30 protein-coding genes and 2 pseudogenes are annotated in these 26363 nt (G+C 42.4%); 28 read left to right on the forward strand and 4 right to left on the reverse strand.

Annotated features, from left to right (window positions below; genetic code table 11):
- The first annotated feature begins 9 nt into the window (after positions 1–9).
- From H0913_RS06455 to H0913_RS06465, 3 genes and pseudogenes are all read left to right on the forward strand, one after another.
- Entirely contained in the window at positions 10–678 is a 669-nt protein-coding gene (locus H0913_RS06455; protein ID WP_154633796.1) for a phage antirepressor KilAC domain-containing protein, read from the forward strand.
- Positions 679–862: 184 nt separating this feature from the next.
- Positions 863–1213 (forward strand): annotated as a pseudogene (locus H0913_RS18640) (DUF968 domain-containing protein); the annotation flags it as partial.
- A 31-nt stretch (positions 1214–1244) separates the two neighbouring features.
- The gene (locus tag H0913_RS06465) at positions 1245–1796 is read left to right on the forward strand and encodes a DUF1133 family protein (RefSeq protein WP_181478224.1); all 552 of its coding nucleotides are present in this window, start codon (positions 1245–1247) and stop codon (positions 1794–1796) included.
- Positions 1797–1905: 109 nt separating this feature from the next.
- Here H0913_RS06465 and H0913_RS06470 read toward each other — a convergent pair whose 3' ends face one another.
- Positions 1906–2823, reverse strand: coding sequence for a hypothetical protein (locus tag H0913_RS06470; protein WP_181478226.1), 918 nt, complete (start codon positions 2821–2823; stop codon positions 1906–1908).
- 101 nt (positions 2824–2924) lie between these two features.
- Positions 2925–3344 carry a hypothetical protein gene (locus tag H0913_RS06475; RefSeq protein ID WP_181478228.1) on the reverse strand — a complete coding sequence of 140 codons (420 nt, stop codon included), beginning with the start codon at positions 3342–3344 and terminating at the stop codon, positions 2925–2927.
- 161 nt (positions 3345–3505) lie between these two features.
- On the opposite strand from H0913_RS06475, the gene H0913_RS06480 reads away from it, so the two are divergent.
- Genes H0913_RS06480 through H0913_RS18980 form a run of 4 tightly spaced genes read left to right on the forward strand, consistent with a single transcriptional unit; the run spans position 3506 to position 4876 of the window.
- Positions 3506–3730 (forward strand): class II holin family protein, encoded by a 225-nt coding sequence (locus H0913_RS06480; RefSeq protein ID WP_006814760.1) that lies wholly within the window; start codon positions 3506–3508, stop codon positions 3728–3730.
- A complete protein-coding gene (locus H0913_RS06485; RefSeq protein WP_181478230.1) occupies positions 3711–4283 on the forward strand; it encodes a lysozyme in 573 nt (190 codons plus the stop codon). Before H0913_RS06480 ends, H0913_RS06485 begins: the two co-directional genes overlap by 20 nt.
- Before the next feature lie 58 nt (positions 4284–4341).
- Positions 4342–4719, forward strand: a complete 378-nt coding sequence (locus tag H0913_RS06490; RefSeq protein WP_181478232.1) for a hypothetical protein — start codon at positions 4342–4344, stop codon at positions 4717–4719.
- A complete protein-coding gene (locus H0913_RS18980) occupies positions 4649–4876 on the forward strand; it encodes a hypothetical protein (RefSeq protein WP_420720239.1) in 228 nt (75 codons plus the stop codon). The genes H0913_RS06490 and H0913_RS18980 overlap by 71 nt, the downstream gene beginning before the upstream one ends.
- 13 nt (positions 4877–4889) lie before the next feature.
- Here H0913_RS18980 and H0913_RS06495 read toward each other — a convergent pair whose 3' ends face one another.
- Positions 4890–5480: a hypothetical protein gene (locus H0913_RS06495; protein ID WP_181478233.1), complete on the reverse strand. Its 591-nt coding sequence runs from the start codon at positions 5478–5480 to the stop codon at positions 4890–4892.
- A gap of 120 nt (positions 5481–5600) precedes the next feature.
- Between H0913_RS06495 and H0913_RS06500 the strand changes: the two genes are divergently transcribed.
- Complete coding sequence (locus tag H0913_RS06500) at positions 5601–5843, forward strand: hypothetical protein (protein ID WP_232368833.1); 243 nt, start codon at positions 5601–5603, stop codon at positions 5841–5843.
- Between the two features lie 12 nt (positions 5844–5855).
- On the opposite strand, the gene H0913_RS06505 is transcribed toward H0913_RS06500, so the two are convergent.
- Complete coding sequence (locus H0913_RS06505) at positions 5856–6059, reverse strand: hypothetical protein (protein WP_181478235.1); 204 nt, start codon at positions 6057–6059, stop codon at positions 5856–5858.
- Between the two features lie 333 nt (positions 6060–6392).
- On the opposite strand from H0913_RS06505, the gene H0913_RS06510 reads away from it, so the two are divergent.
- The 20 genes and pseudogenes from H0913_RS06510 to H0913_RS06605 all read left to right on the forward strand — a co-directional run bounded on the left by H0913_RS06510 (position 6393) and on the right by H0913_RS06605 (position 26357).
- Positions 6393–6902 carry a DUF1441 family protein gene (locus H0913_RS06510; protein WP_006813640.1) on the forward strand — a complete coding sequence of 170 codons (510 nt, stop codon included), beginning with the start codon at positions 6393–6395 and terminating at the stop codon, positions 6900–6902.
- Complete coding sequence (locus H0913_RS06515) at positions 6889–9009, forward strand: phage terminase large subunit family protein (RefSeq protein ID WP_181478237.1); 2121 nt, start codon at positions 6889–6891, stop codon at positions 9007–9009. Before H0913_RS06510 ends, H0913_RS06515 begins: the two co-directional genes overlap by 14 nt.
- Positions 9006–9221 carry a hypothetical protein gene (locus H0913_RS06520; protein ID WP_006813638.1) on the forward strand — a complete coding sequence of 72 codons (216 nt, stop codon included), beginning with the start codon at positions 9006–9008 and terminating at the stop codon, positions 9219–9221. Before H0913_RS06515 ends, H0913_RS06520 begins: the two co-directional genes overlap by 4 nt.
- Positions 9218–10708 (forward strand): phage portal protein, encoded by a 1491-nt coding sequence (locus H0913_RS06525; protein WP_181478239.1) that lies wholly within the window; start codon positions 9218–9220, stop codon positions 10706–10708. The genes H0913_RS06520 and H0913_RS06525 overlap by 4 nt, the downstream gene beginning before the upstream one ends.
- Entirely contained in the window at positions 10668–12719 is a 2052-nt protein-coding gene (locus H0913_RS06530) for a ClpP-like prohead protease/major capsid protein fusion protein (protein ID WP_420720240.1), read from the forward strand. The genes H0913_RS06525 and H0913_RS06530 overlap by 41 nt, the downstream gene beginning before the upstream one ends.
- An 84-nt stretch (positions 12720–12803) precedes the next feature.
- Entirely contained in the window at positions 12804–13154 is a 351-nt protein-coding gene (locus H0913_RS06535) for a capsid cement protein (RefSeq protein ID WP_181478241.1), read from the forward strand.
- A gap of 3 nt (positions 13155–13157) precedes the next feature.
- Positions 13158–13451, forward strand: a complete 294-nt coding sequence (locus tag H0913_RS06540; protein WP_181478243.1) for an ATP-binding protein — start codon at positions 13158–13160, stop codon at positions 13449–13451.
- A complete protein-coding gene (locus H0913_RS06545; protein WP_181478245.1) occupies positions 13438–13995 on the forward strand; it encodes a phage tail protein in 558 nt (185 codons plus the stop codon). The genes H0913_RS06540 and H0913_RS06545 overlap by 14 nt, the downstream gene beginning before the upstream one ends.
- Positions 13995–14393, forward strand: coding sequence for a phage tail terminator protein (gpU, locus tag H0913_RS06550; RefSeq protein ID WP_181478247.1), 399 nt, complete (start codon positions 13995–13997; stop codon positions 14391–14393). Before H0913_RS06545 ends, gpU begins: the two co-directional genes overlap by 1 nt.
- 11 nt (positions 14394–14404) lie before the next feature.
- Positions 14405–14869: pseudogene (locus H0913_RS06555) on the forward strand (phage tail tube protein); the annotation flags it as partial.
- A gap of 249 nt (positions 14870–15118) precedes the next feature.
- Entirely contained in the window at positions 15119–15649 is a 531-nt protein-coding gene (locus H0913_RS06560) for a Rha family transcriptional regulator (RefSeq protein WP_181478251.1), read from the forward strand.
- A 43-nt stretch (positions 15650–15692) separates the two neighbouring features.
- Positions 15693–16076 carry a phage tail assembly chaperone G gene (gene gpG, locus H0913_RS06565; protein ID WP_181478253.1) on the forward strand — a complete coding sequence of 128 codons (384 nt, stop codon included), beginning with the start codon at positions 15693–15695 and terminating at the stop codon, positions 16074–16076.
- Between the two features lie 65 nt (positions 16077–16141).
- Positions 16142–16414: a phage tail assembly protein T gene (locus tag H0913_RS06570; protein ID WP_006813627.1), complete on the forward strand. Its 273-nt coding sequence runs from the start codon at positions 16142–16144 to the stop codon at positions 16412–16414.
- Positions 16389–19457: a phage tail tape measure protein gene (locus tag H0913_RS06575; protein WP_181478255.1), complete on the forward strand. Its 3069-nt coding sequence runs from the start codon at positions 16389–16391 to the stop codon at positions 19455–19457. The genes H0913_RS06570 and H0913_RS06575 overlap by 26 nt, the downstream gene beginning before the upstream one ends.
- 78 nt (positions 19458–19535) lie before the next feature.
- The gene (locus H0913_RS06580) at positions 19536–19865 is read left to right on the forward strand and encodes a phage tail protein (RefSeq protein WP_232368834.1); all 330 of its coding nucleotides are present in this window, start codon (positions 19536–19538) and stop codon (positions 19863–19865) included.
- Positions 19866–19936: 71 nt separating this feature from the next.
- Positions 19937–20494: a hypothetical protein gene (locus tag H0913_RS06585; RefSeq protein WP_181478257.1), complete on the forward strand. Its 558-nt coding sequence runs from the start codon at positions 19937–19939 to the stop codon at positions 20492–20494.
- 55 nt (positions 20495–20549) lie between these two features.
- Positions 20550–21248 carry a phage minor tail protein L gene (locus H0913_RS06590; protein WP_181478259.1) on the forward strand — a complete coding sequence of 233 codons (699 nt, stop codon included), beginning with the start codon at positions 20550–20552 and terminating at the stop codon, positions 21246–21248.
- An 8-nt stretch (positions 21249–21256) separates the two neighbouring features.
- On the forward strand, positions 21257–21985 hold the full coding sequence (locus tag H0913_RS06595) for a C40 family peptidase (RefSeq protein WP_181478261.1): 729 nt from the start codon (positions 21257–21259) through the stop codon (positions 21983–21985).
- Positions 21889–22545, forward strand: a complete 657-nt coding sequence (locus H0913_RS06600; protein WP_181478263.1) for a tail assembly protein — start codon at positions 21889–21891, stop codon at positions 22543–22545. The genes H0913_RS06595 and H0913_RS06600 overlap by 97 nt, the downstream gene beginning before the upstream one ends.
- Positions 22546–22547: 2 nt before the next feature.
- Positions 22548–26357, forward strand: coding sequence for a host specificity protein J (locus tag H0913_RS06605; RefSeq protein WP_232368836.1), 3810 nt, complete (start codon positions 22548–22550; stop codon positions 26355–26357).
- Positions 26358–26363 lie beyond the last annotated feature (6 nt).

The raw sequence follows: 26363 nt of genomic DNA on the forward strand, positions 1-26363 counted from the left end.
AGAAATAGCATGAATCAATTAGCGATAAAAACTTTAACAATGTCCAGCGTAGAGATATCAGAGTTAGTTGAGTCTCGTCATGACAAGGTGAAGCAATCAATTGAAAGGCTTGCTACACGAGGAGTCATTCAACTTCCCCCAATGGGGGAGGTTAAAAATCATCAAAATCAGACAGTGCAGGTTTATCAATTAAATAAGCGCGATAGTTACGTTGTTGTGGCTCAACTATCACCAGAGTTCACTGCGAGGCTGGTGGATAGATGGCAAGAGTTAGAAAACCAAAAGTTGGTACCGACAACATTTTCAGAAGCACTACGCTTAGCTGCGGATCTGGAAGAAGAAAAACAGCAGCTTGAGAATAAATTAATCGAAGCGGCACCAAAGGTTGAATTTGTTGATAGATACGTCAAAGCCACTGGCGCAATGACATTTAGACAAGTGTGTAAATTGCTTGATGTGAAAGAACCCGAGTTCAGGGGTTTTTTGCTCGATAAAAAAATTATGTATCGCCTCAATAATATATTGACCCCATATCAGCAACATTTAGAAGCTGGACGATTTGAAATGAAAACTGGTGTTACGCAAGGCACTGAGTATGCGTTTGCACAAGCCAGATTCACTGCCAAGGGTGTTAAATGGATAGCTGGTCAATGGATGGAGCACAAAGCATATGCGTGAAGCTTCAATTCTTACAGCAAGTACGGTACCGGAACTTGGATTAGTAATTTTTAAGCCTGGTGTTAGCGAATTGCATAAATTCACTGGTCGCATGTTAATTATCCCGGTACCGGAGTCATTAGGCGATAAATCCGTAGGGCCTATCTCTCTTTCTCCATCATTCCTCAGCGACGAGTTGAATGGTATTGAAGAGATAAAGCAGGTATTAGATTTAGCTGTAAATCCTGAGCCACCAGCAAGTTTTATGAAGTTTCCAAAGCTTCAGCGCTGGCAAAATGTGAAATATCTGCAATGGGTAAAATCGCAGCCTTGCTGTGTATGCGGGGCTACTGCTGACGATGCCCATCATATTATCGGCTACGGACAGGGTGGCATAGGCACAAAGGCCCATGACTTATTCACTATCCCATTATGTCGAGTTCACCACAGCGAGTTACACAAAGATCCAAAGCAGTGGGAACAAGAAAACGGTAGTCAGTTAGTTTTGTTATTTAAATTTCTAGATCGCTCCATCGGTCTAGGCGTATTTGGTTAATGCAGAGTGCGGTCTGCTAAAGAGGTATTAAGTGATTTATCCATTAACAACAGGTAAAGGCGAAGAACATTTAAAATTACGTACACTGGAAAGCGTGTGGATCCGTGGTCGTTTAAAAATGTGGGGAAGATGGGCAGCATTTAGCAAGGTTCCTAATGCAGCAGGAATGTTTAATCAGTTATTAGAAGAACCAACAATCACCAAAAAAGCGTTAAGAGACGCAATGAAAAGAATGCGTACTTCAGGGTTATCCAAAGAAACCTTATTGATGTTTCTTGAAGAGTTTAAGGACAAAAAAACACTAAGTAGCATGTGGTTCTGCTCGGATGCTGAAGGTGGACAAATGGATAAAGTCATTTGCGAGGTTATGAATGCTGATGCTGGTTTATTGAATATTCTAAAAGAGCATTATGTTTATAAAAAATCTCAACATGAGATTGCGCTGGAACTTTGTGATAAGGATGGGCGTTACTGTCTGCGTACATATCAGGACAGAGTTAAGGCGTGGTTAAGTGTTGCTGAGTTTATGCTCTATCGCCCAATGTGTGATGAATTTGACCATAAATATCATTACGGTGAATAAGTCTTGACTATTTTGCCGATAAAGTTATAGTTTTCGTATATGCTGCGCGAAGCTGTACACGCAAGGCAGGAAACGAATTTAAAGCCTCGCATTAGCGGGGCTTTTTTATTTAAATTGAATTAATGAAAGATAAATAAGAATCTCTGTCTTCTGAGCTGACATTTTCCATTTTCTTAAGTTTTTCATTAATTAAATTAAGATTCTTTCTTTGTAAAAATTGCTTTGAATCTTTAAATAATTGAGAAAGCTCATCAATTCTAGTTTTAATGGTGTTGGTTCGTATCGAAACATCTAAAAGCAAAGGGCTTGAAGCTTCATGAATTTCAATAGAATCTAGCAACTTAAGGTCTTCATAAATAGAAGTGTATCGATTTTTTAGGTTGTTTTCTGGTAATAGAACGTGGATATATTGCATTTTCCCCACCGATACTGAATCAAAAGCTTCTCCACTTTCTCTAAACTTTTTATTAAACTCAAAAAGTAATGATTTCAGTTTCTTGTCTATATTCGTTGTGTCATAGGTAATGTCTGGGTTTTGATTCTTAGCAATATTTCTGAATTCATTGGCGGCGGTTCTCCCAACATACTGAGAGTTACATAAGCGCTCTATATTCATTGTTGACCATAAAATATCTCGCCCCTTAAATCTAAGGGCCTCAAGGGACTCTCTCCATGCAGGCAAGTTAAGCTTACCTTGAGATATGATTGACTTTCGTTCTTCATGCTCTCTGAATTTATCAAAATCAGATGCTAACCCCTCAAATTCAACTCCGAATATATTTTTACCACAACTATTGCCAATAATAGTTTCGATATTTTCAGTTGTGACAACGATATACCCTTTATTGTGAGGTTGATTGCAGGTTGATAGAGAACAATGAACTTTTTCTTTAACTTCATAATATCCAATAATTTTTTCTAGCTGATGTTCTCCTTTTGGAATTTTGCTCATAAATAATGGATTAGAGATGATATCGTCCCATTTATCTAATTTAATCGGTCCATTCTCAGTATTTAGAAATATCATTAACTCACCTTTTGCTGAATACAAAGACTTATAACGCTCACATTATAACCACACTTTGAGTTACACGTCAGGATGCAAAAGATTGAATTGTTAAATAGTAATTAACCAAAATACAAAGTCATTCCGGAGTGTGCTTTAAATATACCCAATATAAAGAAAATAGCTGAAGAAAATCCGGATACGCTCATACCTATAAGCAATATTATGGATAATTTCACACTTGAAAAAACGCCTTGTAATATATTGTTAAAATAGGCAAATGCAGTGGTAAGGATGGTTAATGTTAGACCAATGCAAAAATCAAGCATGGAATCAGAAAAAATCATAAGCACATCGCCTGGAATTCCTTTACCCCAAACGTTACCGAAAAGAGCAAGTAAAGCGATAACTGCACTACCATTAGATAAAAACAGCATCTTTGCCACCTGCAAGCCTGATTCATATCCAATCCTATAAATCTCAACAGCCAGTTCATTTGATATATAAGGGCTGTTTTTTTCAGTGCTTTGTTCTTTTTCCATAAAAGTACCTATTTAAGAAAGTGATGAGCATAAATAGCTTCTCATATTTATTGATACTTTATCTAAGTAAAACATTAAGTTCTATCACTAAAACTCATTTATGAGCCACATCTGTGGCTTTTTTATTAACTAAATATCGGGCACTCCGTAGGGGGTGGTATATGCGTATGGATAAATTAACGACTGGCGCCTCCTATGCTGCTTCGACAGGTTCAACGTTTTACTGGTTAAAGCAATTATTAGATGGTTTTTCATCGGAACAATGGGCAGCGATTGGTGTGCTGGGAAGCCTGCTTTTAGGTCTGGCCACATTCCTAACAAACCTATATTTCAAACGAAAAGAAGATAAACGCAGAGAGGCGGTACATGGCAAAGATACCAAATAAAATAAAAATGGCCGCTGCAGCTGGTGGATTGATGACATTAACTGTTGCAATGGTTACTGAGTTTGAAGGGTACAAGCCTAAGCCATACTTGGATCCGGTAGGAATATTAACCGTGTGCTATGGACACACTGGCTCTGACATTATTCCCACAAAGACTTATACCGAAGCTGAGTGTAAAGCGCTACTAGAAAAAGACTTAGCTATCGTCGCTAAAGCGGTAAATCCACTAATTAAAGTCAATATTCCTGATTACACCAGGGCGGCACTTTATTCATTTACTTATAACGTCGGAACCGGTGCTTTCTCGCGTTCTACGTTACTCAAAAAACTCAATGCAGGTGACCACACTGGTGCTTGCAACGAACTTAAACGTTGGATTTATGCCGGGGGCGTGAAATGGAAAGGGTTAATGACAAGGCGCGAAGTGGAAGAAGCTGTATGTCTTGGCGAGTTTGCTTATGCTTATCCGCTTTCATTATCGGGATCCCCGTCTGTTTGGCAGCTGGCGTATACGTACTCAGAGACAATACCTGCGGTGGTACTGACAAGGTAAGTTTAGAAAAACGCTGTCAAAGTGCGGTCAATTACAATAAAGCCAAGCAGGTTAACTTATGAAGATAGATAACTCGTTTTGGCTTTTTTTAATGTTAGTTGCTGTTAGCTGGTTAGCATTAACGCTTTATGATAATAACACTGCAGTTAAGAGCGACAACGACAAGTTAAAGCAAGATAACATCAAACAAAGTGCAGTCATTGCCCATCAATCATTTCAATTCAATCGCTTCAATCAGATAGCAACAACAGCATACCGGAACGGCATTCAAGCTGATGCGAAAGCGCAGGAGAAAGTCATTGAATATAAAACGATACTCAAAGCAGAGTCTTCTTGTGATTCTCTTGTGCCTCAGCCTGTTACTGATGGCTTGTTCGAGTACACAAACGAGTTACGAGAGCGCGCAATGCGTTCCAATTCCATCGACGTTAACTAATTCAGTGGTACCGCCTTTGCCACCAGACAGTGATGGCAAGACTCTATCATTCCAAGCGTCTGTATTGTGGAACAGATTACTGCTTGCGGCGATAGAGAAGGCGAATGAGCAGCTTGAAGCTATCCAAGACATAGAGACGAACAGAAATAATAAATAATAAGGTGTAGTGGCTATTTTAACTCCTGAATCACATCTAGTATCCATTTAGATATATCCGTTGACTGCTCATGGTACCACTGCCCATTGAGCGCTACAGGTAACTCATACTGTTTTTTTGATGGGAAATATTCGGCAGACGAATCATGGAAGATAGTAATGTTTTGTTTTTTAATGGAAAAAGAAAATACTTCAGTGCTAAGTTCTTGAATGATGTTATCTAAAATATGATAAATCTTTATCTTCAAAATGACAGTATCAGTATTACAGGTATATGAGCTTTGGTTGGAATCTAACAAATTCTCTTTTTGGTATAAGAATATAGCGCCATAAAACACAGCATGAGGAATATCAACACTTCTTTTGATGGGGTGAGCCCAAAAACCATATACTGATTTGTTACGGTAATCTTCATAATCTGAATGGATGTCACTATATAGCTTAAGCTCGAAATACTCCGATAGACTACGAGCCACTAAACTTGCTAGTGCTGTAATTTTTATTTTAGGATGTTTTTTATTATATATTTCTTCTGTAATTTTAAAGTATTTTGCTTCTTCATAACCACGGTATATTTCTACTTCATCGGTATATAAGCGTGCCATTTTCACTCCTTGTAGTGTTATAGAATGATAGATTTAGTGAAATCAATAGGATGCTACATTATTCAGTCATATATAGCCACCAGCTAATTATTGGTGGCTTTTTCATCTGTGGAGAAAGTCATGATAGATAAAAAAGAAATTGCTGAGTTAAGTGTCAAGGTATCAGTCGATACTACTGATCTGGATAAGCTAGAGGCGCAACTTAAGCGCATTGCAGGGTTAATGGTTGATGTAGGCCTAAAGAATAAGGCAGAGTTTAAGATTGATGTTGCCAGTGGCAACGCCGAATTCACAGGCATAACAACTGCAATAGCCAAAATAGTTGATGGGCATGAATGTATAAAAATAGCCTACTTGGGGTAGGCTATGGAAGATTTAGATAGCCGTGTAAGTGCTGATTATTCTATGAGGCGCCCAGTCTTTAACTTCTATTTTGCCTTCGCGAAGTAAGATGAGTAGTACATTATTTACTAGCTCAGGGTCAAAATCTAATAACTCTTTGCAAGCAGTGTCGACTGCCTTCGGGAATTTAATCTTAGTTAAATCTAGTAAAAACGACTTCATTTCGGGTATTTCCATTTTAACTCCTTACTAGCTTGATTATTTATACAGCATGTTTATTTTTCAGGGTGTAAATAAATACAGTTATAAGTGCAAGGAATCAAGTAATTATGTGAATAATTCAAAAGGTACTCCCGAGGGGATACCCCTACCACGAGGCGGCGACCACGCGGGAAACGGCTCGTTTTCAAATTTCCATGCTGTCAGCAGCAGATCATTTAACTATTTGATTTAATTTGTGAATATCGATATTGAGGTGACAACTTTAATAATGAGTTGTCACCTCAATGCGTTATATCTCTATGATAATAAATGAAAATATCAATTTTCACCTGACAGAGTGAGGTGTCAATGTCCAACATCAGCAATCTGGGGGACGCCTACAACTGGAGCGTGGCTAAGATTGCTGAAGCATTCGGCTTAAATCGCGGAACAGTTAAAAAGCGATTGCTCGATGCGAATACCCCAATAGCCAGTAATGTAAGAGGTAATCCCGTTTATGCACTTCGGGAAGTCGGCCCCGTTTTATTTGGTGCCGATAAAGATTCAGAGCCGAGTGGCATTCAAGATCCCGCACTCATGTTTCCAAAGGACAGAAAAGATTGGTACCAATCTGAAAATGAACGAATAAAGCTGGAAACAACACTGAAGCAACTAGTGCCGGTTGCGGATGTTCATCGGGAAATGGCGGTGATGATCAAAGCCATTTCTCAGGTACTTGATACATGGCCAGATAAACTTGAGCGAGATAATGGCTGGAAAGCAGATCAAATCACTGAGGCTCAAAAGCTCGTCGATGAGTTGAGGAACGTGCTTTCATCTGAGGTTATGAATGCAGAGGATTTTGATGATGAAAACTAATTACGCCTCAGCATCTTCAGTGAGAAAGGACGTTTCCGCATTACTCAAAGCGCCAAGGCGAATGCCAATTGCTCAAGCCGTAAAAAAATATATGCGAGTACCCATGGGCGAGGGGACGTCAATACCGTGGGATGATTCATTAACGCCGTACATCATTGAACCGATGAATTGCTTAGCGGACAGACGGTATGATTCAGTCATTTTCGTTGGTCCAGCGCGGACAGGAAAGTCTCTAGGGTTGATTGATGGTTGGATAGTGTATGTGATTGTTTGTGATCCCGCTGATTTTTTGCTGATTCAAATGACAAAAGAAAAAGCGCGGGAGCACTCCAAGAAGCGATTAGATAGAACATTTAGATCGAGCCGTGAAGTTGCCAAAAGGCTTAGCCCGCATCGTAACGATAATAACGTTCATGATAAAACCTTTAAGGCTGGGAATTACCTAAAAATAGGCTGGCCGTCGGTGAACATCATGTCTTCATCTGACTACCGATTTGTCGCATTGACAGATTATGACCGATTTCCAGAGGATGTGGACGGCGAAGGCGATGCTTATACACTAGCCTCAAAACGTACTACGACGTTTATGTCTGCGGGAAAAACATTAGTTGAAAGTTCTCCTGGTCGAGAAATTACAAACAGCAAATGGCGGCGAAACACACCACATGAAGCCCCACCAACCACGGGGATTTTATCGCTCTATAATCGAGGTGATCGCCGGCGCTGGTATTGGCCATGTCCACACTGTTCAGAATATTTTCTTCCCATTCGTGAAAATATGGTGGGTTTTGGTGAGGGTGATGATCCAACAACAGGAAGCAAAGCGGCCAGACTGCAGTGTCCACATTGCATGAATTTGATTGAGCCTGAGCAAAAAAGAACGTTAAACAATCGCGGCGTCTGGCTCAGAGAAGGTCAATCCATTGATAAACACGGCAAGATCACAGGAAATGCACGAGACTCCCGCATTGCATCATTTTGGATGGAAGGTCCAGCAGCCGCATATCAGACGTGGGAAAAGTTAGTTTATAACTTACTCAATGCCGAGCAGGAATATGAACGAACCGGGAGTGAAGAAACCCTTAAATCCGTCATTAACACGGACTGGGGGCAGCCTTACTTACCGAAAATCAACCAAGAGCAGCGAAGCGGTGATGATCTTAAATTGCGTGCTGAATATTGGGATTATAGCTCAGTGCCTTCTGGTGTGAGATTTTTGGTTGCTACAGTCGACGTACAAGGTGGTAAAAAACGCCGCTTTGTCGTTCAAGTTACAGGTTATGGCGCCAGAGGTGAGCGATGGATAATTGATCGGTTTGATATCACGCATTCCCTGCGTTCTAACGCGGATGGTGAAGCCTTAAAAATTGACCCTTCCTCTTATGCCGAGGACTGGGATATTTTAATTACGGATGTTTTAGATAAAACATATCCACTTCAAGGTCATGAAGATATTGAAATGGGTGTTCATAGCATGGCGGTAGATACCGGTGGGGAAGAAGGCGTAACAGATAACGCTTATCAGTTTTGGCGCAAGTGCAAAAAAGAAGGACTTTCTCGTCGCGTATACCTTTTTAAAGGGGATGGTAAGGCTAAAAGCAAACTGATTACCAAATCTTACCCTGACAATACAGAGCGCTCAGATCGCCGTGCAAGGGCTCGCGGTGACGTGCCTATTTACTTGCTACAAACCAATGAATTAAAAGACCGCATTTCATCGCACTTAGGAAGAGAAACGGTGGGAAATAACTATATCCACTTTCCTGATTGGCTGGAGGATTCTTTTTACGATGAACTCACGTATGAAGAGCGCGACAGTAATGGTAAATGGTCGAAGCCGGGTAAAGGGGCTAACGAAGCGTTTGACTTAACGGTTTATGCGCATGCTTTAGTCATATTACTCGGTTACGAAAAAATCAAATGGGAGAACCCACCTAAGTGGGCAAGGTTGCCGGATGTGAACAATGTTCAATCACCACAGCCAGCAAATCGCCAACCCTCCTCAAGCTCAACATCAATTCAATCTCAAACTGAAACACAAGAGACCAAACCTAGCGTAAGTTCGGCATGGTCCCCTGTGTCTGCAAATTCTGGAGGGTGGGTATGACCCGAGAACAAATTAAGGAAATGCTGGATGCTTACCTAAAAGCAGAAATGGAAATACTGCAGGGTAAAAACGTCACGTTTAATGGCCAGTCAATGACCATGGAAAATTTGAGTGAAATCCGTAAGGGGCGCGAGCAGTGGGAGGCTAGATATATGGCAACCAGCGCTTCACGCCGTCATTCTCCCGGTTATAAAGTGGCGAGGTTTTCATGAATATGTTGGATAAGGTTATCGCGGCACTCTCACCGTCATGGGCGAGTCAGCGAGCCAAATCTCGTTATGCCATTCAAGCTTATGAGGCTGCGACGCCATCTCGTATTCATAAGGCCCGAAGAGAGAGCCGAAATGCCAACCAGTTAACTCAAATGGGCGGTAAGTCATTACGTGAGCAAGCAAGATGGTTGGACAGTAATCACGACCTTGTCATTGGCATTCTTGACAAAATTGAAGAGCGAGTTGTTGGGAGTAAAGGGATTATTGTTGAGCCTCAGCCATTATCTCTTACCGGGCAAATTCATGATGATCTCGCGAAGCAGATCCGAACTGCGTGGTCTGAATGGTCAATTCGACCGGAAGTTACAGGGCAATTTACGCGGCCCATGCTTGAGCGCCTTTTAGTCAGGACGTGGATCCGAGACGGCGAAGTCTTTGCTCAATTAGTGAGGGGCAATCAAAAGGGGCTTGATAACCAGGCGGGTATCCCATTTTGGCTGGAAGCCTTGGAACCAGACTTTGTGCCAATTCACCTTGATGATACAAGCAAAAATATTCGGCAGGGCATTCAACTTAATCACTGGGGACGGCCGCAGTCTTACTTTGTGTACAAAAGCTTACTCACCACAGGGCAGCAAATGGGCGATCTTAAGTCCATCCTGACCGAAAACATGCTGCATTTAAAATATGTGCGTCGCTTGCATCAAATCCGAGGTAATAGTTTATTTTCTGGCATTTTGACGCGTTTGAGTGCTTTGAAAGACTATGAGGATGCAGAACTGACCGCCGCACGTATTGCCGCCTCTTTGGGGATGTATATCAAAAAAGGGGATGCGGGTATTTATGATGATGGCAGTGATGAAGATGATCGTAGTCTCGATATTGTGCCGGGCATTATCTTTGATGGGCTAAAACCCGGTGAAGATGTTGGCATGATCAAGTCAGACAGACCTAACCAAAACCTTGAAAATTTCCGTAACGGTCAGCTTAGAGCAGTTGCTGCAGGAAGTCGCGGAAGCTATTCCAGTATTGCGCGTGATTATAACGGGACATACAGCGCACAGCGGCAAGAGCTGGTGGAGTCATTTGAGGGTTACTACATCTTGCAAGACACCTTTTGTGGCTCTGTAAGCCGTCCTGTTTATCGTCAGTGGTTAAACATGGCGATTACTTCAGGGGTGATTGTCGTCCCACCGGATGTTGATCCCGATTCACTCTATAACGCTACTTACAGTGGTCCGGTTATGCCGTGGATTGACCCACTTAAAGAATCTAATGCATGGAAAACACAAATTCGTGGTGGGGCTGCATCGGAGAGTGACTGGGTTCGAGCTCGAGGCGGGAACCCTGCGGAAGTTAAACGTCGTCGTAAAGCAGAAATCGATGAAAATAAACGGCTGGGGCTGGTTTTTGATACCGATCCGGCAAATGACAAAGGTAGCGAAAATGCAAATGAAACAAACACATCAAGTGCCACCAAAAAATAGCACAGAGATGAATAAGCCATTGATGTCATCACCGGATAAAAACTGGTTTCAAATGAAAGCAACCAGTGAAACGACGGCAGATATCTACATCTATGACGAAATTGGTGGCTGGGGTATTAGCGCAAGACGATTTACTGAAGATCTTATTGCGCTGGGAAATCTTAGCCACATTAATCTTCATATTCATTCACCGGGCGGTGAAGTCTTTGAAGGTATCGCCATTTACAACCAGTTAAAAAACCACAATGCCAGCATTACGGTATATATCGATGGCTTAGCAGCATCCATGGCCTCGGTCATTGCGATGGTTGGGGATGAAGTCATTATGCCAACCAATGCCATGATGATGATCCATAAGCCATGGGGGGTATCGTGGGGTGATGCCGATGATATGCGTGACTACGCCGATTTGTTGGATAAGGTCGAAAATGTCTTAATTCCCGCGTACATGGAGAAAACAGGGAAAACCAAAGAGGAACTTGAAGCCATGCTCAGTGAAGAAACATGGCTCACAGCAGAAGAGTGCGTTGAGCACGGTTTTGCTAACACCACTATTGAGCCAGTTAAAGCAATGGCGAGTCTTTCATCTAAACGCATCGAGGAATTTAAATCCATGCCAAATTCATTAAAAAATACACTGAAAAACAGTTTAGCAAATCCACGTAACACAACTAATCCCGTCAATGAGCCGGCGCCACAGTCTCAGAATACAGTGAATGCTCCACAACCGGATACTGAAGGTATTCAGGCTCAAGCGCGCCAGAATCAGCAAGCTCGTATGAACGGTATCAAAGACCTTTTTGCGATGTTTGGTGGCAAGCACAATGACACGATGATGGAATGCTTGCTTGATGTGAACTGCTCCGTTGAGAATGCAAGGGAGAAGCTGCTTAACAAACTAGGTCAGGAAGCTACACCGACCAATAAAAACGATTACGGCGCTCACATTTTTGCAAATAACGGGAACATCGTCGGTGACAGTGTCCGGGCGTCATTAATGGCACGTGCTGGCTATGATGAAGTTCATGCTGACAACCCATATAACTGCATGACACTCCGCGAATTAGCCCGTATGTCACTGGCTGATCGCGGCGTGGGTGTTGCAAGCTATAACCCAATGCAGATGATCGCAATGGCGTTTACTCACACCACCTCTGATTTTGGTAATATTTTACTGGATGTTGCCAACAAATCTATTTTACAGGGCTGGGATGAGGCTGAGGAAACGTTTGATCTATGGACGAAGAAAGGGCAACTCAGCGATTTTAAAACTGCAACTCGTGTCGGCATGGGGGGCTTTAATTCGATTCGTGAAGTTCGTGAAGGGGCAGAGTATAAATATGTCACCACGAGCGACAAAAAAGAGACGATTGCACTTGCTACCTACGGGGAGCTTTTTAGTATTTCGCGACAAGCCATCATCAACGATGACATGTCAATGCTAACCGATATCCCAATGAAGTTAGGGCGTGCTGCTAAAGCCACCATTGGCGATTTGGTTTACGTTATTCTGACGAAAAATGGAAAAATGCAATCTGACAGTAAGCCACTCTTTGGTGCAGATCATGGCAACAGTATTAAAGGCGGTATGGACGTTGACACTATTGCCAATGGTCGAACAGCCATGCGCAAGCAAAAAGAAGGCGAGCGAGCGTTAAATATTCGCCCTGCATTTATGCTTGTGCCAACAGCATTAGAAATCGCAGCGATTCAGGTTGTTGGCTCTGGTAGCGTAAAAGGCGCAGACGTGAATGCCAACATCATCAACCCTATTCGTAATATTGCCGAAATCATTACTGAACCACGCTTAGATGCTAATAGCGATACCACATGGTATATGACCTCAGCAAAAGGCACTGACACTATTGAAGTCGCTTATTTAAATGGTGTTGATGTTCCTTATATTGACCAACAAGAAGGGTTTACTTCTGATGGCGTAACCACAAAAGTTCGCATTGATGCGGGTGTTGCGCCTATTGATTACCGCGGCTTGCTTCGTGTTGAAGCTTAATTCTAATTGTTAAATTAATCATATTGCCCTGACGGGCTTTTTTTATACCTAAAATCCGGCTTTTCGGAGCCGGTAGGAGACATTATGGCTAAGAATTACCAGCAACAGGGTTTGACTGTTGAGATTATTAATACCTCAGCGAAAGATAGCATTCTAAGTGGATCTCTTGTGATGGTTGGCGTTTTGGCTTGCGTCGCGGCGACAAACATTGCTCCTGGTGAAATCGGTGATGGTTTTGCCGAGGGGGTTTATTTACTTCCTAAAAAAGCGGGTGTGGCATTGACGACTGGTCAAGCTGTAACCGCTGAAAAAGGCATTGTTGCGGATAAGGGTGGTGCTGCGGTAGGCGTAACATGGTCAGCTGCGGAAGCGGGTGATGAAATGGTCGCGGTGAAGCTTAACATTTTCCCAGCAGCAGCTGCCGCTGGTGGTTAATCCATGAGTGCGTTTGAGCGATTAACGGATCGAATGGACGCACTCACAGCAAAGCGGATGGGGAAGCCTATTTCTATTAACGGCACGGAACATATTGGGGTGGATTCTCATTTTCTACCTGAATTTGGTCCGGTTACGGGTGATGGGATTTCCTATGTCATTTTTTCTGATTCATTTAAGCCCGGAAAGAATGACCGCGTTATTGCTGATGGGATCCATTACACAGCCACTCGCCGACAGCGATTTAATGGCAAGTGGATGCTTTTTCTGGAGGTTGTTGACGATGAAGGGGATTGATGACGCAATTCGTAATCTAAATGTCATTGTTGATAAGGTCACGCCCATTGCGACCGCACAAGCGATTAACCGGGTTGCTGCAAGAGCGATAAGCCGTAGCGTCAAGCAGGTTTCTAAAGAAGTGCGAATCCAGCAAAAAATTATCCGTAAGCGCGTTAAGTTCAGTAAGGCGAGTTCAAAACATGGAACCCCAAAAGCCCGCGTTACTGTTAACCGAGGGAATCTCCCTGCTATCGTACTCGGTACCGCACGAGTTCAATTATCGAGAAGCAGGAATTCAGGTCATCGAATGGGTAGCACTTTAAAAGTGGGGAAATTCACGTTTCATAATGCGTTTATTCAGCAACTCAACAATGGCCGCTGGCATGTAATGCAGCGTGTTGGTAAGAGTCGATATCCTATTGAAGTGGTGAAAATCCCTGTCTCAAAACCACTGACTGAGGCTTTTGAGGAACACGCTATTAATGTTCGAGAATCGGATATCGATAAAGAAGTGCGCTATGCATTAAATAATCAGTTAAGGCTGTACTTTAAGGAGGGATAGTGATTGTTCACACTCGAATTCGCAATACAGTCATACAGCACTTAAATGAGCGCTTTCCGAATATCAAAACGTATGATGGTCGGCCAACTCATTTTGATGAATCAGAACTGCCTGTCATTGCTGTTTATCTTACAGAGCCAAGACCGGATCCTTATTATCTGGATTCCAATCAATGGACAGCCATTCTCCACCTCGAACTTTTCCTTAAATCATCCGTACCCGATGCCACGTTAGATAAGTGGGTCGAGGAAAAATTATATCCAGCGGTTGCTGATATGACTGATTTAGGGGAAGTGATTACTGATATGACACCGAAAGGCTATGACTATGACCGCGATGATGAAATGTCGTTGTGGGCCTCTGTCGACCTTTCTTATCAAATTAAATATGAAATGTAAGGAACAGAACTATGCCAACGGTACCTAATCCACTGGCGCCAGTTAAAGGCGCAGGGACTACCTTGTGGATTTACACAGGGGAAGAAGAACAAATTACGGATCCATTAAGTGAGACTGGCTTTACTCGCCTCGGTAAAGTCAAGGAACTACAACCGGGGGAGATCACTGCGGCCAGTGAGGATGATAGCTACCTTGATGACCCTAATGGTGATTGGGAAAATACGACTCAGGGGGAGAAATCCTCCGGTGAGGCGAGCATTACGCTAGCGTGGAAGCCCGGAGAAGAGGGACAAAAAGACCTTGTAAAATGGTTTGACAGCGGTGCTTCACGTTTCTACAAAATCGCTTATCCAAACGGAACGGTTGATTTGTTCAAAGGGTGGGTGAGTGGACTCGGTAAAACCATTCCGATCAAAGAAACAATTACGCGAACGGTAAAAATTAAAAATACGGGACGCCCAACATTGGCGGAAGAAATACCACCAAAGCCAGAAGGTAAAATAGTCGCTCAGCCTAAAGGCTAACTCGCCAGATCAATCATATGGCCACACTTGATGTGGCTTTTTTTTATTTTCTCTCCCGTGCACCGAAAGCACATTCGTACGTAATACATCGAGCCAATATTTAGGTAATGAGCCTTTGAGGGGATCAGTTATAGCTGGTGTCGCTTCGATGGGCTGGTTTCCTATTTCGGCAAGGGTTCATTACTAAATAAGGTAAGCACCATGAATAATACGGTAGTTATTCCCGAATTTAATTTCCAAAAGATGGTTATGGCATCCGATGGGCAAATATTCACAACTAGTAAAAAGATTGCTGATTATTTTGGCAAGCGACATGACAACGTTTTGCGGAAAATTAGACAGGTCAGAGATGAGTGCCCTGATGATTTCGCCCACCTCAATTTTGAGGAGATTGATTTTATTGATAAAAATGGCGACGTTCAGCCAATGTTTAAATTAACAAAAGATGGTTACATTTTGGTTGTCATGGGATTCACGGGGAAAATGGCTACCTTAATTAAGGTTAAATACATCGAAGCATTTAACTGGATGGCAGAGCAAATTAGTCGCTGGAAAGATTTAGGTGAAGAGGCTCAACATCGTCACGCGTTAAAAGTGGCTAAGTCAGAATTAAAAGGTCGACTTGGCAGCCAGTTAATGAATGGGCGAAAGAAAGAGAAGAAGGTATTGCAATTGGAGTACGAACAAATCCTTTCACTCACACAACCAAAATTATTATTTGTAGATGAATAGGTCGCTTAGCGACCTTTTTTATTTTCAACCAAAGGGTATCAATATGTTTTTAAAGAAAAAAGAAGTACAAATTAGCGGTGAATCAGTTGTTTTGCACGAACTGTCAGCATTACAACGTGCAGATTATTTTGATTTTTTAGCATTAAAGGAAAAAGAGTCTAGCAATCTGGAAGGCATTGAATTTGCAGCAAAATCAATGCGCCAAATTGCAGAAAGTAATGTTTGGTTAGTTTCCCGTTCCCTGTGGCATAGCGACCGAGATCGAGAGGTTGAAGAGGTATATGAAGAGGTTGCCTTAACGTGGAGTTCATCGGCACTGGAAGAGGCAGTTTCTGTTATTTCTGAAATCAGTGGAATGAAAGGCGATGCCCAAGAATCTTCCGCCGAAGGTGAAGAGACTAATGAACAAGATTCAATGGGAAAATAGCCAGCCGTGAGCGCACGTTTGCCTTGCGCCTTGCGCGTGAGTTTGGTCGACCTGATTGGCGCAGAATGCTCAGTGAAATGAGTGCAACTGAATATAACGATTGGGTTGATCATTTTAGTCGAACGCCATTTATGCCGCAATTGATTGATGTTGAGTTTGCTGCTTTGCATGGTTCCGTTTATTCAGCCATGTGCGGTGCAAAAACTGAAATAACCGATTTCATGCTGCTAACTGACATAGAACCTAATGATGAGGATATGCCAGATGACGTTATTCAATCAGTCAGCGAGGGAATTACGGGAGGGGTAAGATATGAGCAGCCAAATCGCGGATCTTGAGATTAAAATTGGCGCTAATACGACGGAGTTTCTTGAAAAAGCAGGTCGAGTCGAAAGGCAATTGACTGAACAAGAGCGTCGCGAGCAAGCATCAATTAAGCGCCAGCAAGATTTCATTGAAAGACAATCAGCTAAGGCAGAAGCCGCCCTTCAGCGCTCGCGGTCCCAGTTAAAACAGTTTGAAAAAGAGTCTATTTCTGCGGAACAAAAAGAGTCAGCCATGCGACGCTTGGCTCAAAAGGAAATGGACGAAACACATCAGAAAATTCAACAAATTATGCAGGCAGAGACCAAAAGAGCGGGGTCTGCACGTAACCAAGAAATTCTGGCTGAGCAATACTATACCCAACTTGATGCTGTTCAAAAATACGGGAAGGGGCTTGAGGGTCTTAATGAAGTGCGCCGTCGCATGAACCAAGACATGCAACAAGGACTATTACACGTCAAAGATTACCAAGCATTAACCTCTCAAGCTGTCGGTGCGGCAAAATCGCTTGAGCGCGCAGAGATATCAGCAACGCAGCAAAAGCAGCGATTCATTAACAAACTTAAAGAGCAAGTTACTCAGCAAAATCTATCTCGTACTGAAATGCTGCGCATTCAAGCGGCTCAACTTGGTGTGTCGAGCGCAGCAGATGTTTATATTCGCAAGTTAGAAACTCAAAATCGCGTCATGAAGGGGGTTACTTTAACCTCTGGGCAGTACCGCCAAGCAATGCGACAGCTGCCGATGCAAATGACTGATATTGTGACGTCGCTCGCCTCGGGTATGCCGCCATGGCTAGTGGCAGTTCAGCAAGGTGGACAAATAAAGGACTCGTTTGGTGGATTCGGTAATTCTTTAAAAGCAATTACCTCTTTGATCACCCCGTGGAAATTGGCAATGGTAGGGGGTGCTGGAGCTATTGCTGCGCTTGGTGTTGCTGCTTATCAGGGCTCGAAAGAGCTTAGTGAATACAATAAACAGTTGATTTTAACTGGCAACTACGCAGCAAAAACCAAGGGGCAGTTAAACGATCTGGCTAAATCGTTATCTGGTGAGGGAATTACTCAGTACAAAATGGCTGATGCTTTGGCTCAAGTTGTTGGTTCTGGTTCATTTACTGGCGCTCAAGTTGATATGGTGGCCAGCGTTGCAGCCAAGATGGAAAAAGCTACTGGACAATCAGTCGATGAGACAATTAAGCAGTTTCAGCGACTTAAAGATCAGCCAGTTCAGGCGGTGATGGAACTCGATAAATCTATGCATTTTCTGACGGCAACACAGCTGGAGCAAATAGCAACTCTTGAAGAGCAGGGTAGGAAAACAGAGTCAACCAAGCTGGCGTGGGAGCTTTTTTCTACTGCAATGAATGAACGAAGCAAGCAAATAAGTGAAAATTTAGGTACGCTTGAAACTGCATGGAAATGGGTGGGGGAAGCTGCTCAAAATGCTTGGAATCAGATGCTTAATGTAGGTCGTTCTGTTTCTGTACAAGAGAAATTAGATGCAAAAGTTAAGCAATTGATTGCTCTTAAAAAAGAACTAGAACTAGCTGAAAAAGGTAGCGTACCTGATTCAACTGGTTATGGTATTGGAAGAACCACTGAGTCTTTTTTAAATCAGAATGCCACGAGAAATTTAGAGTCGAACAAGACTTTAGTTAAAAATCTAACTTCAGAAATTAAAACGTTGCAAAATCAAGTTGCTAATGAGGAGTCATTTAAATCAGGGACAAATGCTATTACTGAATTTAATGAGAAAATGAAAAAGCAACTTGAGGCAGACTTAGCATTAAAAAAGAAATATGAGACAACAGAAGAAAAGCACCAAAGTGAGTTGAGAAGAATCAGGAATGATGAATACGCCTCTCAATCTGCAAAAGATGAAGCCATTAAGCGAGAAAAGGAGCGGTACCAAAAGGAATTAGACCGTAAAACACCCAAAGGCAAAGCCTATAAGCCTGATCTTGGTATAAGGAAAGATGAGTCCTCACAGGCTGAACTAACATCACTTCAAGCTCAGCTGAAACTTCTCCAGCAACATGCTAGTGCAACGGATTTTATCAGCCAACAACGGAAAAACTTTCAACTAGAGCAGGCTAAATTTAGTGTTCTAGAGGAAGCGAGTAAAAAAAGGAAATTATCTCTTGATGAGCAATCTTTGCTAAAAAACAAAGGAAGTATCCTTGCAAATAAAAAGGCACTCGCAGAAGTTGGCGACCAGGTATCACGCCAAGAGCATCTTAATAAACTTAGCGACCAAGCTGATAAATATGCCAAGCAGCAGGAAGCAAGGCAAAGGGCCATTACTGAGTCATTGGGCTTATCATCACGTGAGCTTCAAAGAGCTTTGGAGATTGAGCAACTAAGATCTACCTATGGCGGAGAACCTCAGTGGGCACAAGTTCAGGCTTCAAAAATGGAAACATTCAAGCAAGAAGATGCAGCCCGTCAAGACTGGTTTGCTGGCATGAAAACAGCGTGGGGCGACTATAGGGACTCAGCGCTCGATGCAAATGCTCAAATTCAAAGTGTTACTTCAGCGACATTAAATGGCTTTAGCTCACAATTGGCTGAAACGTTAACTGGCGGAGAGGCTAGTTTTAGAGATTTTACTAGATCAATATTAAAAATGTTGACTGAGATCGCGTTGAAAATGTCTATTGTTAAGGGGTTTGAGGCGTTTGGTTTTGGTGGCGGATCAGTTGTTGCTAATGCTAATGGTGGGGTCTATAACACTCCTGGGCTAAGTGCATACAGTGGGCAAATTGTATCAAAACCAACACTTTTCCCATTTGCTCGTGGTGCTGGACTAATGGGCGAAGCAGGGCCAGAGGCGATTTTACCACTTAGGCGTGGTATTGACGGAAAACTAGGTGTTGTAGCTGCAAATTCCAATAAAAATGCTGGTGGCTTTTACCAAACTAATCATATCACTATTCAAAATGATGGTAGTAATGGAGAGATTGGACCGCAAGCTCTTAAAATGGTCTATGACGTTGCTAAAAAAGGTGCCGAGGATTACATGAGAACTCAGCGTCGTGACGGTGGATCGTTTTAATAATCAATCCTAGCAATTAGATAATGCCTCCAAATTGGAGGCGTTATTATATTTAATTTTTATAAAATTACTGAGGGGATGATGGAAATATTCAATTGGCCAATAAAGCCGGGGATGAAAACAGATTTCACCCCAAGGATAAAAGCAGTCCGCTTTGGTGATGGGTATGAACAGCGTCAACCAGACGGAATGAATCACCAGCTAAAAAAATTCAATATCACACTATCGTTGAAACCTAACGTTGCAGATCAGGTGTTGGATTTTTTAGCTAAACATGGTGGAGTTACTTCCTTTTTATTTCAATCAGAAAAATCAAAGCAAGCCATTAAAGTCGTTTGTAAAAAATGGTCATCAGACTCAGGCAACTTACGAACGTCAGTAAGTGCTGAATTTGAGGAGGTTGTATAATTCAGCGGAATAGCTTTTCATTTATCTTTATTTAGCTAAGATAATAACAACTATATTTGTCAGGGGTTGTTATGAAAGCACTAGGTATTGCCCTACTAATTATTGGTTCTATTGCTGCTATAGCGTCATTTTCAATGGATGTATCTGTTGCAACTGGATATGGGAATAGTGTTAATAATATTGGACTAATGTCTGATAGGCAGAATTTTATATTAATAAGTTGCTTTATTATTATGTGCGGCTTACTGGTTGTAATTTTTAGTAAAAACTCTCAAGAATTAGCAAAGTGTCCGTATTGCGCCGAGGATATTAGACCTGACGCTATAAAATGTAAGCACTGCAAGAGTTATTTAGAAAAAAGAAAAATACAACCGTCAGTGATTGATTATTCATTTACACTCTCCAACTATGACCCGAAAGAATTAGTTGGCATAAAAAATGGAATTAAAGTTATCAATGAATACGCGATTAAAAAATTAATATTTGAATTAAAAAAGAACAACCCTAAAACTAGTGGCACAATGCTGAAGCTAAAGTATAACGATGAGATATATCAGTTGTCATCTAAGCTTCCAGAAAATATCAGAGATGAATTTATTCGTAAAATATTTGACTCAATAGCGAATTAACTCTTAAAAACAATTCGGGAAACCAGCTTCGGCTGGTTTTTTTATGGGAGCAATAATGCAAAACATTCCTCCTGAGCTGCTGATCTCTATTACCGAACTTGAAAGTGATGCAGAGATCGAACTCTATGAAATTGACCTAACCAACATTGGCGGAGCGCGGTACCGCTTTCACAATGGCGCCAATGAATTACTAAAACCCATTGTTTGGCAAGGGCTTGAATATGATCCTTACCCAATTTTTGGTGAAGGTTTCTCATTTAACGGGAAAGGGCCATCAAGTCGGCCAAGCATTACTATTTCCAATTTGTTTGGGCTAGTGACGGGTATTGCTAGCCGATTGAATTCTGGGGCTGGTGGCAATGTTATCCGCAGAAAAGTTCGCGCACGATTTTTAGATGAAATCAATTTCTCTGGTGGCAACGAGAATGCCGACCCATCTCAAGAGGTTGTTTCTCGCTGGGTCATTGAACAACTGACGAGTTTAAATTCTGAAACAGCAACGTTTGAACTTGCCGCTCCCAGTGAGACGGATGGCGCCACTGTTCCAGCTCGCGTGATTTTATCCGATGTTTGCCCGTGGAGTTATCGCTCTAAAGAGTGCGGTTACGCAGGTGAGCCGGTTGCCGACGAGTTAGGAAATCCAACCAAGGATCCTAGCAAAGATAAATGTGGTAAACGGCTATCAGATTGCAAACTTAGAAACAACACTGACAGAATTGGCTGCTTCTTGTCTTCATCCCGCCTAAGCCAGTAAGGAATACCATGATAGAACATGACATTCTGGAGCATGCAAAAAGCATGGCGCCACAGGAATCGTGCGGTTTGATTATTCGTATCGATGAAATGGAAATGTATCTTCCTTGTGTAAATCAACACGCGGATCCTGAAAATTATTTCTCAATCTCTGCTGAAGACTATATTCAAGCTAGCCAGCGTGGTGAGGTTGTAGCCATTGTTCATAGTCATCCAAATGGCAAGCCATTCCTTAGCGCTTCTGACAGAGCGCATCAATTAAAAACAGCATTGAGTTGGTGGTTAGTTTGTGATGAAAAAATCATTAAGTTTGACGCTGTTCCATTATTACTAGGACGTGATTTTAAGCATGGAATCACTGACTGTTATGGGTTGTTTCGTGATGCTTATCTTTTAGCGGGTCATTTACTTCCTGATTTTGTTAGAGAGGATAATTGGTGGCGACAAGGTAAAGATTTGTACCTTGATAACCTAACAAATAATGGCTTCAAACAAGTGAAAAGGGATATTCAATCAGGAGATATTATTCTGTGTTGCTATGCCAGTTCACGAGCAAATCACGCCGCCATTTATCTTGGTGATCAAACTATTTTGCATCATGTCCCTAATCAACTTAGTAAGCGAGAGGTCTATAACGAAAGATGGCAAAAAATGACGCATTCGATTTGGCGTTACCGCAAATGGTCACCGTCCGATTTTACGGGGATCTCCAACGATTTGGACGCCGCTTCGATTTAAATATTCATACTGCAGTACAAGGTTTACACGCCTTATTTCTACAAATTCCCAATCTAAAAAAACACTTCAGTGAAGGTTGGTACCACATCCGTATCAGTGGATCTGATGTTTCACCAGATGAACTCCATCAACGTATTCATGAGCCATTAATGCCAAATGCCGTTATTCACATCGTTCCTCGCATTGAGGGAGCAAAAGATGGTGGTGTTTTTCAGTTTATTGCCGGCGCCGCTGTTCTTGCGGTGGGATGGTGGAACCCTGCGGGTTGGAGCTTTGGTGCATCGATGATGCTGGCTGGTGCCGCGATGATGATTGGTGGAGTAGCTCAAATGCTAACGCCGATGCCCAAGTCGCCTAATTTATCCCGATCGGAAGAAGAAAAAGGAAACACCTATTTCAGCAACTTAGAAAACTCAGTAGCACAAGGGATGCCTGTTCCGGTGGCATACGGTGAGATTATGTGCGGCTCTCGGGTTATCTCTCAGGCTGTTGAAATTATGGATGACGGCGATGCAAAAGATATTGATGTAGGTAAACACGGTGGTAGTGGGGAGACGTAATCATGGGTAAAAATGGTGGTAAGCAACATACGCCGTATGAAGCACCAAATGACTTAACATCAAGACAAAAACTGTCCATTATTGATTTAGTTAGCGAAGGGCCAATTGAAGGGCCTATAGGTGATCTCAAAGGGGTTTACTTAAACAACACCCCTGTCATTGATTCATCGGGTAACAGTAATGTCAACGGCATGACGGCTCAATGGGTTTCTGGAACGCTGGAACAGCCTGCGTTAGATGGTTTTTCATCTTCATCCAGTGAAACGCCTGTTAGCGTTGAAGTGAAGAAAAGCACCCCGGTAACACGAACAATTACCTCACGTAACATTGATCGCCTTCGCTTGACCTTCGGAACACAAGCTTTAGTTGAAGTTAAAGATAATGGTGACCGCGTTGGGACATCGGTTGATCTGCAAATTCAAATCCAACGTAGTGGCTCTTGGGTAACAGAGAAGAATGTGACTATCCGCGGTAAGCGGAGCAATTCGCCGTACTTGATGGCTGTGGTGCTTGATAATCTACCGCCACCACCATTTAGTATCCGAATGGTTCGTTTAACAGCGGATAGCACTAGCGATAAGCTACAAAACAATACTATTTGGTCAAGTTATACTGAAATCACTGATATCACCCAAACGTATCCGGGGTCGGCTGTTGCTGGACTAACATTTGAAAGTGAGCAATTTGGCAACCAATATCCTAGCCGAAATTATCTTGTAAAAGGGTTAATCATTCAGGTTCCAGATAACTACGATCCTGAAACACGTACTTACAAGGGAATTTGGAGTGGCTCGTTTAAACCTGCGTACACGAATAACCCTGCATGGGTATTGTATAGCCTACTTACCAACGAACGTTTTGGTCTTGGGAAGCGCCTGAAAATTTCGGAAGTTGATAAGTTTGCGCTCTATATGATTGGGCAGTATTGCGATCAATTAGTACCGAATGGGTTTGGTGACAAAGAGCCACGAATGACGTGCAATGCCTATCTTACTGATATTCGTAAAGCCTATGACTATATGAGCGACTTATGCTCAATGATGCGTATTATGCCTGTGTGGAATGGTCAGCAGCTTACTTTTGTTCAAGATAGACCTAGTGATATTGTCTGGCCATACACGAATGCTAACGTTGTGAATGGGCGATTTAACTATAGTTTTAGTCCATTAAAAGCTAGGCATACTATCATTGAGGTGCGATTCATTGACCCTGAAAATGGTTGGAAAACGAGTATTGAACAAGTTTCCGATGACGGTTTGGTCGCTCAATTTGGTCCCAATGTACTAAGAGTTGATGCCTTTGGCTGCACTAGTCGAGGGCAAGCTAGACGTCATGGGTTGTGGATCCTGCTCACTGAAAAATTAGAAACTCAAACGGTTGAATTCGATGTAGGCGCTGAAGGTTTAAGGCATACACCCGGTGACATTATTGAAGTCATGGACAATGACTGGGTTGGTGAGCAGATTGGTGGCCGCTTATTGCAGGTCGATACTGTGCAAAAAATATTAACCCTTGACCGTGATATTGAACCGCCAAAAACGGGGATCACTATGATCTCGGTAATCAACGGAGCCGGAAAGCCAGAGCGAGTAAAGGCAGTCAGCTATCCATCAAGTAATCAGATTAAGGTTGAATCTCTTCCAAATGGAGTAAGACATGGGACTGTCTGGTCGTTAGGGCAATCCGTGCTAGCAAGACGGCTGTTTAGAGCAATAACAATCACGGATAAAGGCGATGGAAGCTATGGAGTTATTGCTGTTCAGCATGTACCAGAAAAAGAGTCCATCGTTGATCTGGGCGTCACGTTCGAGCCGTTACCCGACACCCCGCTAGGCGGTTATATTCCACCGGTAGAAAACTTATCTGTTGAAGTGAGTCCTGATAATGATAGTTGGCAAGTGGAAGCAAACTGGACGACAACAACGGCAGTTCGTGGTGTTGATTTCATTCTAAAACTAACTCAAGCCGGTCGCATTGTCGGTACCGCTAAAACACAAGAAAATCGATATAGAATTGGCAATTTACCGCAAGGTAACTATTTATTGTCAGTATCTCCACAAAATAAAGATGGGCAAAAGGGTGACCAGTCAACGGTATCATTTGACATTAACCCACCGCCACCACCGTCACATATTGAAGTAAATCCGGGGTTCTTTAGTTTAGGGGTGATCCCGTATGTTGGTGGGCAGAATGCTTTACGTCTGCAGTATGAATTCTGGTTCTCGGTTAAGCGTATAGCCAATATTAATGATGTTGAGCAACTGGCTGAATACTTGGGTAATGGCACCATGTGGGTTATTCAGGGACGTAATCTGAAAGCGGGCCAAATTTATTACGTGTATGTCAGAAGCGTTAACCCTGTTGGTAAATCGCAATTCGTTGAGGCGAGCGGTGCACCGGAAACCAAAACAGATGAAATCATTGAGATGCTAGATAATGAATTCATGACAACTGAGGCAGGAAAACAATTAGATAAAAAGCTCGAATGGCTAAATGAAGCTGTATTAATTAGTAGTGCAGCGACCTATGAACTTCAAGAGAGTTTGCTTGTTCTTCACGGAGAGTCTAGAGCCGAAGTTAAAGAATTGAAGCGTGTGTACGCAGACAGTGAGAAAGCGTGGGCAGAGAAGTACACGACTGTCACCGCTTCAATTAACGGGGTTCAATCTGAAATCAAGAGATTAGACCAAGCGATTTCTACGTTAGATAGTGCATTTTCTCAATCTGTGACAGAGATAAGCGCATCGATTAATGACGTTAAGGCGGGGGTTGTTGAACAAGGCAAGGCGATTGCAAAACTGGACTCGGCATTTGCAGAATCTCAAACTCAACTGCAAGTTAAATTTGATGAGCAGGAAGCGTTAATCAATACCAAAATGAAAGCTGAGTTCGAACAGGGAGCAGGCTATGCAATGCACAGTACGAATATCACGATTGTTGTTGATGATAAGAAGTACAACGCAGCAGGTATGGTGATTAGCGCTGAACTGAAAAACGGTAAAATTGAGTCATTTATCGGTTTCAATGCGAATAACTTTGCTTTCTACAATCCTACGAGTGGAAATATGGAGATGTTCATGTATATGAAAAATGGACAACTCTTTGTTAAAGAAGCTTTTATCGCCGACGCATCAATAGACACTGCAAAAATCAAGGACGGTGCCATCACAAACGCAAAAATCGGCAACATTATTCAGTCCAATGATTACGAAGCTGGCAAGAAAGGCTGGAAAATATCTAAAGGCGGTGACACTGAGTTCAATAATGCCATTTTCAGAGGGAAAATTGACGGTGCAGATGGGGACTTTAAAGGTACTGTGTACGTCGAGAACTTGAAAGGAAACATTGTATCTGTGACAAAGGATATCTATATCAATAAGAGCTGGCAAGGCTCAGGTGTTGTCGAGTTGTTTAAAGTTAAACGTCGTACTAAATCGTGTTATGTGTGGGTGCAGGGGGCGTTAAATCCGACAGAGAAAATCCCGTCATACAGGGGGATGGAGACCCCAAATAGGGCTGCGATAGCTTATCGTGCTCCGGGTTTTTTAACTACTGCAGCTGGTGCGAAAGGTTTTTGCACAATCTATGTTGATGGTGAAAACCCAACCAATGCATTCTCTTATGGGCTTTCAAATGGAGAAAACCCAAGTGATTTTTATGCTACAAATGAGTTTGTTGTTGAAATACCTGCCGGAGAAGGAACATCGAGTATAGGAATAAGCATTCCGCACCAAGGCGGAGAAGTGACTCGTTTTATTATGCGAGCCCGAGTAATTGTATTCCCTTATACAGATGAAGTTATTGTGCAGTGATACGTA

Origin of the sequence: Providencia rettgeri (assembly GCF_013702265.1) — a bacterium.
In the GTDB taxonomy this organism is placed as follows: Bacteria; Pseudomonadota; Gammaproteobacteria; order Enterobacterales; family Enterobacteriaceae; genus Providencia; species Providencia zhijiangensis.